Genomic DNA, 12,225 nt, shown 5'->3' with positions numbered 1-12,225 from the left:
TGGGCCGGGGCGCCGGTCCTCAGGCCACCACGACGAACTCGCGGCCGATCCACTTCGTGCGTCGCAGCCGCAGCACCGCACTGACCGGCAGCGGCCCCATGATGTGCGGGTAGCCGCGCCCCTTGCCATCACGGTCCGCCTCGATGTCCACCGCGACGCCCGATGCCTCCACGCGCGCCACATCGATCTCCAGGATCACCAGGTTCTCTGGCCGGTCCGGGTACACCCGCTTGGCCACCTGCGAGACCTGCTCCGGCCACGAGGCGTGCACGAAACCTTCCTCGGTGAGGGAGCGGCCCCGCGTGGACTGGGTGTACCGGCCCGACGGCACCGCGGCCTCCCAGGCGGACAGCTCGGTGATGTGCCAGATCAGGGGCGCAGGCATGGGCCGCAGTGTACCGTGACCGGCATGGATGAGACCTCTGCGACGCCGGGCGCGGTGCGCCTGGTCCATGACGCGGACCGCGACCGCTACGAAGCTCTCGACGGCGAGACGGTCATCGCCGTGCTCGCCTACGGCGATGAGGAACTGCCCCACGCCGATGACGCCCCGTCGGGTGCCCCCACCCGCCTGCGGGATCTGCGCTCCACCGTGGTCGCCCCCGACCGCGGCGGGCAGGGCATCGGCTCCGCGATCGTCCGCTTCGCCCTCGATGACATCCGTGAGCGCGGGATGGCCGCCCGGGCCACCTGCTGGTTCGTGCGCGGCTGGATCGAGCGACACCCGGAGTACGAGGATCTCGTCGCCAGCCCCCGCCGTCCCGCCCCGTCCGCGCAGGAGGAATCCCCGTGACCTACCGCATCATCACCGTGTGCACCGGCAACATCTGTCGCTCCCCGATGGCGGAGTACGCCCTGCGCGCCGCCCTGGCCGATGTCGGCCTCGATGAGCAGGTGGAGGTGGAGTCTGTCGGCGTCTCAGGGTGGGAGGTCGGCAATCCGGTGGACCCCCGCGCCGGCGCCCTGCTTGAGCGGCACGGCATCGACGCCTCCGCTCACCGCGCCCGCGCCATGGACGCCGAGGACCTGCGCGCGGCGGATCTCGTACTCGCCCTGGACCACGATCACGTCGGCCCTCTGCAGCAGGCACTGGGGGAGGAGCGCACCGCGCGCACCCTGCGCATGGTCCGCGACTTCGCTCCCGGGCACGTGGAGGACACCGGCATCCGCGACCCGTGGTACGGCACCGAAGCGGACTTCGAGCTCGCCTGGGACCAGATCGACGAGGCGATCCCCGGGATCCTCGAGCAGGTCCGCAAGGACCGTGACCGTGAGGCGTCCGCATGAGCGCTGCACCGCTCAGCGCCCTCGAGACGGCCGCCGCGCTGCGGGAGGGCGCGCTGGATGTTCACGACCTTGCCGCCCAGACCCTCGAGGCGGCGCAGGGTGTCGGTGCGCAGGTGGGTGCCTTCGCCCATGTCCTCGAGGACCTCACCCTGCGGCAGGCTGATGCGGTCGCTGAGCGTCTGCGGGCGGCCCGCAGTGCGAGCGCCCGCGAGGACCTCGCCGACGCCGCCCCGCTGCTGGGCGTCCCGTTGCCCATCAAGGACCTCACCCAGATCGCCGGAGAGCCCTTCGAGGCAGGCTCGCTCGCGCTGCAGGGAAACATTGCGCAGGTCACCGACGGGGTGGCCGAGAGCATCCTCGCCGCCGGCACCCTCACCATCGGCAAGACCAGCACGCCGGAATTCGGGATGCCCTGCTACACCGAACCGGCCACCGGCGCCCCGGCCCGCACCCCCTGGGACCTGCGCCGCACCGCCGGCGGATCCAGCGGCGGCGCCGCAGCTGCGGTCGCGGCGGGCGTGGTGCCGCTGGCCCACGGCTCCGACGGCGGCGGCTCGGTGCGAATCCCTGCCGCCTGCTGCGGCATCCTGGGGCTCAAACCCTCCCGCGGCCTGGTCTCCCCGGGGCCGCATGCGAGCGAGGGCATGGGACTGGTGACCGACGGGATCCTTGCCCGCACCGCCCGTGACCTCGCCGCCGGCCTGGACATTATCGCCGGGCCCCGCCCTGGCGACTTCGTCCCGCCCGCCGCCGCGCCCGCATCCTTCCTCACCGCACTGGAGCAGGCGGAGGCTCCCGGGCCGCTGCGCATCGCCGTGCTGCGCGAAGGCTTGGCCGCCGACCCCGAGGTGCACCCGGCCGCGATCGCGGGCCTGGAGCGCGCCGGCGAGCTGCTGCGCGGCCTCGGTCACGAGCTGACTCAGATCCCCGCCCCTTTCACCCCGCAGCAGTGGGAGGCGTTCATGCCGCTGTGGACGGTGGGCGCCGCCACGATCGACCTGCCTCCCGAGCAGGAGGCACAGCTGCTGGAGCTCACTCGCTGGCTGCGCGAGCAGGGGCGGGGCTTCAGCGGCGTGGATCTCGCGCGCGCATTCGGCGGGGTGCAGGCTCTGGCGCGTCGCACTCTCGAGGAGCTCGCCCCCTACGATCTGGTGCTCACGCCCGCGCTCGCCGGCCCTCCGGCCTTCCCGCAGGATCTGCAGCTGTCCGACGGCGGCGCGGACTTCGACGCCCAGCGTGCCTTCACCCCTTGGACCAGCAGCTGGAACATGCTCGGCACCGCGGCGATCGCGATCCCGCTGCACCGCGAGGAGATCGACGGGATCGAGCTGCCCTTCGGCATCCAGCTGGGCGCGACGGGCTGGGGTGCGGAGCCGCTCCTGCTGGCGCTCGCCGCGCAGCTGGAGGTGCTGGACCCGTGGCCGCTGGTGCGCGCACCGCAGCAGCCGTGAACGCCGCCGACTCCGGCCCGGCCGCAGCAGGAGACCGGGCGGCCACAGTCCGTCTGGACGTGTGGCTGTGGAGCGTGCGGCTGATGAAGACCCGCTCCGCGGCGACGGCCGCCTGCCGCGCCGGACATGTGCGCCGCAACGGCGAGCCGGTCAAGGCTGCGCAGCGCATCGTGGTGGGCGATGAACTGCGGATCCGCGCACCCGGCCGGGAGCGGATCATCGTGGTCACGCGGATCCTCACCACCCGCGTGGGCGCACCCATCGCACGCACCGCCTACGAGGACCACAGCCCCGAGCCGGCCCCGCAGCTGGCGGCCGCGCCACCCCGCCGTGAGCGGGGGACCGGCCGCCCCACCAAGCGCGAGCGGCGGGCACTGGACCGTCTGCGCGGCCGCGACTCCTCGCGGCGCGATGGCGGCGGGTACTGAGCGCCTGATTCTGCGGCCTCTGCTGCCCCGGCTGCCTCTGTTGCCCCGGCGTCTTCTGCCGCGTCTTCTGCCCGTGCCGCTTCTGCCGCGCGGGGACGTCCTGATCCCGCGCGGCGGCGAGAGGCCGGCCCCGGCTCAGCGAGCGTGGGCGAGCAACTGCTGGCGGTTCGACGTCAAGCGGCCCAGCAGCTGCCGTTCGGTCTCCACGACCTTCGGATTCGCGCCATCGGCCAGGAGGCGCTGCCGAATGGAGGCGAGGTCCGCGCTTTCGCGGATGAACCTCTTCATGATGGGCTTCGCCCCGATCTGCGCGGCCCAGCGGCGACCCTCGCGTCGGCCCGACCAGGTGGCGAGCATGTTCACCTCTTCGTGCGTCAGCCAGCCCTGGTTCGCGTAATCGCCCAGGCGCACGCGCGTCAGGCGGGACTCATCCCAGACCAGGAGACCGATGACGATCAGCCAGACCAACGCGATCACGGCCTTGGTGCCGTACATGAGAAGCAGGCTCACCAGTCCGCCGGGCAGGATGGTCGCACTGAGGTTCCAGGCCGCATGCATGAGCATGCCCGGGATCAGCGCGGGGATGAACGCGATGAAGGTGGGGATCGTCCCCCACTTGCGCGCCACGTACCCCATGATGATGCCGGTGGCCGAGGTGTAGATGGCATGGCCGAAGATGTTCCCCACGCCGCGCAGCATCACCAGGAAGACCAGCCCTCCCACGCCAGCGCCCTCGAAGCCGCGCGTGTAGTAGATGATGTTCTCGGTGAAGGCGAAGCCACCGCCGATCAGGGCGCCGTAGATCAGGCCGTCCAGCGGGCCGTTGAAATAGCGGCGCGCGAGAATCAGCAGCAGCAGCAGGCCCAGGCCCTTCGTGCTCTCCTCGACCAGCGGAGCGCTGATCACCGGGCCGAAGAAGTTCGTGATCGGTTCACTGCCCGTGATCGCGTAGACGATCAAGCTGTTGAAGGTGTTGATCCAGTAGCTGCCGAAGGCAGAGACCGCCGCTCCCCAGAAGATTGCGATGATCAGCAGGGGGATGGGCTGGGGATCCCACCGGTCCGCGAGCAGCATCACCAGCGAGATCACGATCAGGGACATCAGCGCCAGGAACGCGGCGACCGGCCACCAGATGGGGCTCGAGGACGCCGTCACCACGAAGTCGAGGAAGAAGTAGCCCAGCACCAGAAGCAGGGCGAAGCCCAGCATGACCAGAGCGATCCACACGAGGATGCTCGTGGTGGGGGCTTTGGTCGCCTCCTGCTCGACCTGCTGCACGCGGCGGGTCTGCGTGGCCCACGCCGACTGCGGCTGTGCTTGATCCGGCCGCTGGATCTGCGCCGGACCGAAGCGGGCGGCCGTCAGGCCCGAGGTGGGGCGCACCGAGGTGTCGTAGGCGCGCGGATTGCCGTAGTCACGGAAGCGCGGCTGTGACTGGAAGGCGGGTGCGTCGGGCACATGGGTGGGCGCGCCGGGGCGGGGACGCCCGTTGGGCATGTACTGCCCGTGGGGCTGCTGCGGGGGGTGGGACATGACGGCCTCGGTTTCGATGGCGGTTCACTGCTGGGTGGAACGGCACGGCGACGGCGTCGGTTCCCCTGGACGGGCGTGGTGCGCTCCCGCGACGATGCTACAGCGAGGAAGGTCCCTCTCGGCCGTGCCCCGGCATGATGGTGGATAACGGTCCGGAACAGCGTTACAGCCCACACTCCGCGAAGTTGAGCGGAATAGACTCAACCTGGTGTGCGTTGATCCCGATGTCACTGACCATCCGGAGAGGAGCACCGTGGAGTTCCGATTCACCACCCGCTCGCAGGAAGCCGTCACCATGGCGGCTGAACGCGCCGCTGAGCTCGGCAACCCGCAGATCAGCCCCCTGCACCTGCTGTGGGCACTGATGGGGCAGGCAGACGGGATCGCCCGCGCGGCCCTCGAGGCCACCGGCGCCGACCCCGAGGCCGTGCGTGAGCGTGCCGAGAATGCCATCACCGAGCTGCCGCGCGCCACCGGGGCCTCTGCTGCCTCGCCCACCTTCGTCGGCCCCGGCTTCGATGCCCTGGAGACCGCCCGCAAGGAGGCCGACGCCGCCTCCCGCACCTACCTGTCCACCGAGCACCTGCTGCTGGGCATCGCCCTGGGCAGGGATTCCGCCGCTCGTCTGCTCTCCTCCGTCGGAGCTGGCCCCCGCGCCCTCCGCACCGCCCTTGCCACCCTGACCCCAGGAGATGACCCCATGACCCAGATGGACTCCCAGAACCCTGAAGGAACCTTCAAGAGCCTCGAGAAGTTCGGCGTGGACCTCACCGACGCCGCCCGCGAAGGCCGCCTGGACCCCGTGATCGGCCGCGACAGCGAGATCCGCCGCGTGATCCAGGTGCTCAGCCGCCGCACCAAGAACAACCCCGTCCTCATCGGCGAGCCCGGCGTGGGCAAGACCGCCGTCGTCGAGGGCCTGGCCCAGCGCATCGTCGCTGGGGACGTGCCCGAATCCCTGCGCGGCAAGCGCCTGGTCTCCCTGGACCTCGCCTCGATGGTGGCCGGCTCGAAGTACCGCGGCGAATTCGAGGAGCGCATGAAGGCGGTCCTCGACGAGATTCGCGACTCCGGCGGGCAGATCATCACCTTCATCGACGAGCTGCACACCGTGGTCGGCGCCGGTGGGACCGGCGATGGCTCCATGGACGCTGGCAATATGCTCAAGCCCATGCTCGCCCGTGGTGAGCTGCGCATGGTCGGTGCGACCACCCTGGATGAGTACCGCGAGAACATCGAGAAGGACCCGGCGCTCGAGCGTCGTTTCCAGCAGGTGTTCGTCGGTGAGCCCAGTGTTGAGGACACCGTGACGATCCTGCGCGGTCTGAAGGACAAGTACGAGGCCCACCACAAGGTCACCATCACCGATGCCGCGCTCGTGGCCGCCGCGACGCTCTCCAGCCGGTACATCTCCGGTCGGCAGCTGCCGGACAAGGCGATCGACCTCGTGGATGAAGCGGCGTCGCGCCAGCGCATGGAGCTGGACTCCTCCCCGGAGGAGCTGGACATCCTGCGTCGTCAGGTGGACCGCCTGACGATGGAAGAGCTCGCGCTCAGCGGCAGCGAAGACCCCGGCAGCATCGCGCAGCTGGAGTCGGTGCAGGCCCAGCTGGCCGAACGTCGCGAGCAGATGGAAGAGCTGGCCGCCCGCTGGGAGCGGGAGAAGGCCGGACTGAACCTTGTGGGCGACCTCAAGGCGCAGCTCGAGCAGTTGCGCATGCAGGCCGACCGGGCTCAGCGCGAGGGTGACCTCACCGCCGCCTCGAAGATCCTCTATGGCGACATCCCTGCCCTCAAGGAGGAACTGCGCACTGCGGAGGAGCAGGAGGCCGCCGGTGAGGAGGAAGACGGCCCGATGGTGGCCGACAAGGTGGGCCCGGATGACATCGCTGATGTGGTCTCCAACTGGACCGGCATCCCCGCCGGGCGCCTGCTGCAGGGCGAGAGCGAGAAGCTGCTGCACATGGAGGAGATCATCGGGCAGCGTCTGATCGGCCAGGTGCGCGCGGTCACCGAGGTGTCCGATGCGGTGCGCCGCTCCCGCGCGGGGATCGCGGATCCCGACCGTCCCACCGGCTCCTTCCTGTTCCTCGGCCCCACCGGCGTGGGCAAGACGGAGCTTGCGAAGGCGCTCGCGGAGTTCCTCTTCGACGATGAGCGGGCGATGATCCGCATCGACATGTCGGAGTACGGCGAGAAGCACTCCGTCTCCCGCCTGGTCGGTGCCCCGCCCGGCTACGTCGGCTACGACGAGGGCGGCCAGCTCACCGAGGCTGTGCGGCGCCGCCCCTACTCGGTGGTGCTGCTCGATGAGATCGAGAAGGCCCACCCGGACGTGTTCGACATCCTGCTGCAGGTGCTCGATGACGGCCGCCTGACCGACGGTCAGGGCCGCACCGTGGACTTCCGCTCCACCATCCTCATCCTCACCTCGAACCTCGGGGCGCACGCCCTGCAGGACCCGGCGCTCGGGGAGGAGGAGAAGCACGAGCGGGTGATGACCACCGTGCGTGCCTCCTTCAAGCCGGAGTTCCTCAACCGCCTCGATGACATCGTGATCTTCGAATCCCTCAGCCGCGAGCAGCTCGCCCGCATCGTCGCCCTCCAGGTGGCGGAGGTTGCGCGACGCCTCGAGGACCGCCGGATCACGCTGGATGTCGATGAGTCCGCGACGACCTGGCTCGCCCAGGAGGGCTTCGACCCGCTGTACGGCGCCCGGCCGCTCAAGCGCCTGGTGCAGAAGCAGATCGGCGACGCCCTGGCCCGCCTCATCCTCACCGGTGGCGTCCACGACGGTGAGCGCGTGACGGTCACCGCCGGAGAGGGTGGACTGGACCTCGAAGTCCAGCACACCGCCTCGGAGGACGATGAGCAGGCTGCAGCGGATGGGGACCCCGCACAGCGCGATGCATCGGCGGGCGAAGCATCGTCGGGTGCGGCGACGCAGGGCTGATCAGCCTCACCCCCGTTCATCCCAGGGCAGCGGGACGTAGGTGCGGCGCAGCTCGTAGGCGGCCTGCGCATCGGTGATGCGGTCGCGTCCTTCCTCCAGGAAGGACGCGACCGATTCCATCTCCTCGGCCGTGCGGTGCAGCGGCGCGGCAGCTTGCGGGTTGGCGACCTCGACTACGTCCGCGGTGTGTCCGATCATCTCGCCCGCGCCGCCGATGACCGCTGGTGCCGCGAATGCGGTGAGGATCTCGGCGCCCGACCCGGCCTGGCGGTACATGCCCCGCTCGAGGGCCCGTGCGGCCGCGGCCGCATCCCGTTCGCCCACCGCCTCGGACAGCTCCTGGGTGGTCTGCAGCGCCCCCGCGAAACCGTGGTCCATGCCCTCCACCACCTGGGCGAAGGTCGAGCGCTCGCCGATGGCGATGCCGGACAGCGAGTGCATCATCTTCGGTCCGGTCAGCGCCGGGGTGAGCACCCCGAGCCCGGCGCTCTCCAGGCCCCTCTCCACGCCGTCCAGCGCCTGGCCGACGATCTCATGTCCTGGCAGCAGCCACTGCGCCGTACCTGCCAGAGGAATGGCGCCCAGCAGTTTGCGGCGGCTCTTCTGCGCCTGCTCCAGGGTCTCCGGGTCCAGGGCGTATTGGTCATCCCGGGGGACAGGTTCCCGCGGCGGTGGTTCGCCTGGCAGGGGTTCGTACTGGAACGGACCCCAGACCTCTTTCAGCGAGGGGAGCGGGAGACCCCGCAGCTTTTCGCCCAGACGGATCGGGTCGGGGTGGATCATCGGCCCGAAGATCGTCGGCAGATCCAGGGGATCGCGCTGTCCCTGGGCCTCGCGCGGCATCAACCCCGGTCGGGGTGGCCAGGTGAAGGGCTGGTTGCCGAAGTCCCGCTCGGGCGGGGGTGCGCCACGGGTGGGACTCCCGTCCCCGGAACCGTCGGCGCGAGAGCACTCCTCCTGTTCCCGGGACTCTTCGAACAGGCGGCGGGCGAGGCGTGCGATCTCGCGGCCGACCTCCCGCGCCTTCTCCATCATCCGGTCATGCAGGGTTCGCCAGTCATCGGCGTCCGGCCCGATCCACGGCACGGTATGCGCGGTATCGGTCAGGGTCGTGGTCAGGTCCCCGAGCCGCTCGGCGGCGTGCTCGAAGGTCTCGGAGACTGTGGTCAGAGCGTCGGTATCGGATCCCCAGAAGGTGTTCATGGCCCGACCGTAGGGACGCCGACGGGGCCTGCGCAGCACAGGCCCCGTCATTGTGGATACCGGCGGGTTGTGGAGGAGAGGTCCTCGGCTCCGCTCAGATCACGAGGTTCACGATCTTCGGGGCGCGGACGATGACCTTGCGCAGCGTCTGGCCCTCCAGCAGCTCCTGGACCCGCTCCTCAGCCATCACGGCCGCCTCGAGGTCCGCCTCGGCGATCTCCGGGTCCACCTCGATGCGGTGACGCACTTTGCCCTTCACCTGGATCACGCACGTGACCAGCTGCGCCTTGGCGAGCTCCGGGTCGGCCGTCGGGAACGGCGCCCGGGCCACCCGGTCGCGGTGCCCCAGGCGCTCCCACATCTCCTCAGCCAGGTGCGGGGCCAGCGGCGCCGCCATCAGCACCAGCGGCTCCACCGCCTCGCGCGGCACCGCACCGGTCGCGGTCAGCTGCCGCGTCAGGTGGTTCACCAGCTCGATGAGCTTTGCGATCGCGGTGTTGAACTGCAGGCGCCGCATATCGCGGCCCACACCCTCGATGGTGCGGTGCACCGCCCGCAGCGTCTCCTCATCGGCCGCGTCCTCGCTGATGACGCTCTGACCGGTCTCCTCATCGACCGCCAGGCGCCACAGCCGCTGCAGGAAGCGCTGTGCGCCCACCACCGCGCGGGTCTCCCAGGGTCGGGAGAGCTCGAGCGGTCCCATCGACATTTCGTAGACGCGGAAGGTATCCGCCCCGTACTGCTCGTACATGTCATCGGGCGTCACCATGTTCTTCAGCGACTTACCCATCTTCCCGTACTCCTGCGTCACGGGGCGGCCCTGATAGGAGAAGGACCCGTCCTCCTCCTCGACCACGTCGTCGGCGGGCACGTAGAAGCCGCGCTCGTCGGTGTAGGCGTAGGCCTGGATGTAGCCCTGGTTCAGCAGGCGGTGGAAGGGCTCCTGGCTCACGACATCCCCGCGGTCGAACAGCACCTTGTGCCAGAAGCGCGCGTACAGCAGGTGCAGCACCGCATGCTCCACCCCACCCACGTACAGGTCCACGCCGCCGACGTCGCCCGCCTCGCGCGGCCCCATCCAGTAGGCCTCGTTGGCGGGGTCGACGAGCTGCTCATCGTCGGTGGGGTCGATGTAGCGCAGCTCGTACCAGGAGGACCCGGCCCAGTTGGGCATCGTGTTGGTCTCGCGGCGGTACCGCTTGGGGCCGTCGCCCAGGTCCAGGGTGACGTTCACCCAGTCCTCATTGCGCGAGAGCGGGGTCTGCGGCTCGGTCTCGGCGTCCTCGGGGTCGAAAGTCTGCGGCGAGAAGTCCGAGACCTCCGGCAGATCGACCGGCAGCATCGAGGTCGGCAGCGCGATCGGCACGTCGGGGGCGTCCTCGGCGTACACGATCGGGAAGGGCTCGCCCCAGTACCGCTGGCGGGAGAACAGCCAGTCGCGCAGACGGTACGTGGTGTGGGCGCGACCGAAACCGCGCTCGAGCGCGAACTGCAGGGCCTTCGCCTTCGCCTCGTCGATGTCCAGGCCGTTGAGGTCCAGCTCGGCGCTGGCGGAGTTGATCTTCTCGCCTTCGCCGGTCCACACGCCCTCATGCCCCTCGGGCGGGCGGACGGTGCGGATGATCGGCAGCTCGAAACGCTCGGCGAAATCCCAGTCGCGGGCGTCCTCCGCCGGCACGGCCATGATCGCGCCGGTGCCGTAGCCCATCAGCACATAGTCGGCGGTGAACAGGGGCAGACGGCGCCCGTCGAGGGGATTCAGGGCCCACAGGCCGGTGAACACGCCCGTCTTCTCGCGATCATCGGCGGTGCGCTCTTCGGTGCTCTTCGCCGCGGCCTGCGCCTGATAGGCGGCCACGGCCTCGCGGGGCGTGGCATGGCCGCCGGTCCAGGCCTCCTGCGTGCCCTCCGGCCAGGCGGCGGGCAGCTCCTGCGGATCGACGATCAGGCCGTGCTCGGGGGAGAGGACCGCGAAGGTCGCCCCGAACAGGGTGTCCACCCGAGTGGTGAACACCTCGAAGGAATCGTCGTGGCGCGCGGTGCCCTCCGCCGAGATCGTGAAGCGGATGATCCCGCCGCGCGAGCGGCCGATCCAGTTGCGCTGCATGGCCTTGACCGCATCCGGCCATTCCACCCGCTCCAGGTCATCCACGAGCCGATCGGCGTACGCGGTGATGCGCATGTTCCACTGCCGCAGGCGGCGCGTGAACACCGGGAAGTTGCCGCGCTCAGAGCGGCCGTCGGGCGTGACCTCCTCATTGGACAGCACCGTGCCGAGCCCCGGAGCCCAGTTCACCGGCGTCTCCGAGACATACGCGAGACGGAAGGCTCCCAGCAGGGCCTCGCGCTGCGTCTGATCGAGGGTGTCGCCGGTGGCGAGAGCATCGGCGAGCTGCGTGGGCAGCTCCACGTTCGTGCGCTCGGCCAGGCGCAGCGGATCGATCTCGCCTGCGTCCAGCAGCTCCCGCAGCTCCGCGATGGGGCGCGCGCGACCGGTGACGCCGTCGGCATTCTCGGCATCCGGGTCAAACCAGGAGTCGAACAGGCGCAGGAAGATCCACTGCGTCCACTTCACGAACTCCGGGTCCGTGGTGGCGAAGGTGCGGCGCGGATCGTGCGAGAGACCCAGCCGGTGCAGCTGCCGGCTCATGTTCGCGATGTTCGCCTCGGTGGTCTCGCGCGGATGGGTGCCGGTCTCGATCGCGTACTGCTCGGTGGGCAGACCGAAGGCGTCGTACCCCATCGCATACAGCACGTTCTTGCCGAGCATGCGCTGGTAGCGGGCGTACACGTCGGTCGCGATATAGCCCAGGGGGTGGCCCACGTGCAGGCCCTTCCCGGAGGGGAAGGGGAACATGTCCATGATGTAGGCCTTCTCCGGCAGCGCGCCGGTGGCGGCCTCCTCCAGGGACGCGGCCGACGCCCGCAGCTCGCCCACGGGGTTGTCGGCGTGGAAGGTGCCCTCCGCATCCCAGCGCGCCTGCCAGCGACGCTCGATCTGGTCCGCGAGCTGTGCGGTGTACCGGTAGGGGGCCTCGGTCATCGATCCATCCTTCGCTGTGGGGTCTGTGCTCGCCCGCTCACGGGCCCTGACATGAAAAAGCCCTCGCATAGGCGAGGGGGCCGCACCGGTGCCGACGGGGCCTGCCGCAGTGCTGGCTGCGGCGGCGGGGTCGGCGTTCCCCGATGCGGCTACAGAAGCAGGAGCGCGCGAGCCACGGGGCCAGTGTACGCCCCGGGCTCGGGCACGGCGGGGGCCCCCCCCGCCGGGGGGGGCCCCCCCCCGGCCCCCCCCGGCGGCCCCCCCCCCCCCGGCGGGTGCGGGGGCGGCTTTGTGGGGAGAAGGCCCAGGGAGCCACGCATTCGGCGC

At 70.4% G+C, this 12,225-nt stretch carries 9 protein-coding genes; 5 read left to right on the top strand and 4 right to left on the bottom strand.

Annotation, left to right across the window (positions count from 1 at the left end):
* Positions 1 to 19 precede the first annotated feature (19 nt).
* The gene (locus tag MU407_RS06575) at positions 20 to 385 is read right to left on the bottom strand and encodes a DUF952 domain-containing protein (protein WP_246956297.1); all 366 of its coding nucleotides are present in this window, start codon (positions 383 to 385) and stop codon (positions 20 to 22) included.
* 24 nt (positions 386 to 409) lie between these two features.
* On the opposite strand from MU407_RS06575, the gene MU407_RS06570 reads away from it, so the two are divergent.
* From MU407_RS06570 to MU407_RS06555, 4 genes are read left to right on the top strand one after another with little or no spacing between them, the layout of a single operon-like run.
* Positions 410 to 793, top strand: a complete 384-nt coding sequence (locus tag MU407_RS06570; protein ID WP_246956296.1) for a GNAT family N-acetyltransferase — start codon at positions 410 to 412, stop codon at positions 791 to 793.
* Positions 790 to 1,287 carry a low molecular weight protein-tyrosine-phosphatase gene (locus MU407_RS06565; RefSeq protein ID WP_246956294.1) on the top strand — a complete coding sequence of 166 codons (498 nt, stop codon included), beginning with the start codon at positions 790 to 792 and terminating at the stop codon, positions 1,285 to 1,287. Before MU407_RS06570 ends, MU407_RS06565 begins: the two co-directional genes overlap by 4 nt.
* A complete protein-coding gene (locus MU407_RS06560; RefSeq protein WP_246956292.1) occupies positions 1,284 to 2,738 on the top strand; it encodes an amidase in 1,455 nt (484 codons plus the stop codon). Before MU407_RS06565 ends, MU407_RS06560 begins: the two co-directional genes overlap by 4 nt.
* Positions 2,735 to 3,166 carry an RNA-binding S4 domain-containing protein gene (locus MU407_RS06555; protein ID WP_348648018.1) on the top strand — a complete coding sequence of 144 codons (432 nt, stop codon included), beginning with the start codon at positions 2,735 to 2,737 and terminating at the stop codon, positions 3,164 to 3,166. The genes MU407_RS06560 and MU407_RS06555 overlap by 4 nt, the downstream gene beginning before the upstream one ends.
* A gap of 135 nt (positions 3,167 to 3,301) precedes the next feature.
* Here the strand turns inward: MU407_RS06555 and MU407_RS06550 are convergent, their stop codons facing one another.
* Positions 3,302 to 4,699: a PrsW family intramembrane metalloprotease gene (locus MU407_RS06550; RefSeq protein WP_246956290.1), complete on the bottom strand. Its 1,398-nt coding sequence runs from the start codon at positions 4,697 to 4,699 to the stop codon at positions 3,302 to 3,304.
* A gap of 253 nt (positions 4,700 to 4,952) precedes the next feature.
* Between MU407_RS06550 and clpB the strand changes: the two genes are divergently transcribed.
* Complete coding sequence (gene clpB / locus MU407_RS06545) at positions 4,953 to 7,652, top strand: ATP-dependent chaperone ClpB (RefSeq protein ID WP_246956288.1); 2,700 nt, start codon at positions 4,953 to 4,955, stop codon at positions 7,650 to 7,652.
* Between the two features lie 6 nt (positions 7,653 to 7,658).
* Here clpB and MU407_RS06540 read toward each other — a convergent pair whose 3' ends face one another.
* Positions 7,659 to 8,855, bottom strand: coding sequence for a hypothetical protein (locus MU407_RS06540; protein ID WP_246956287.1), 1,197 nt, complete (start codon positions 8,853 to 8,855; stop codon positions 7,659 to 7,661).
* 94 nt (positions 8,856 to 8,949) lie between these two features.
* The gene (leuS, locus tag MU407_RS06535) at positions 8,950 to 11,898 is read right to left on the bottom strand and encodes a leucine--tRNA ligase (protein ID WP_246956285.1); all 2,949 of its coding nucleotides are present in this window, start codon (positions 11,896 to 11,898) and stop codon (positions 8,950 to 8,952) included.
* Positions 11,899 to 12,225: the final 327 nt, after the last annotated feature.

Source organism: Brachybacterium sp. Marseille-Q7125 (assembly GCF_023062615.1).
Classification (GTDB): Bacteria; Actinomycetota; Actinomycetes; order Actinomycetales; family Dermabacteraceae; genus Brachybacterium.
This window is presented reverse-complemented; position numbering and strand designations above follow the sequence as displayed.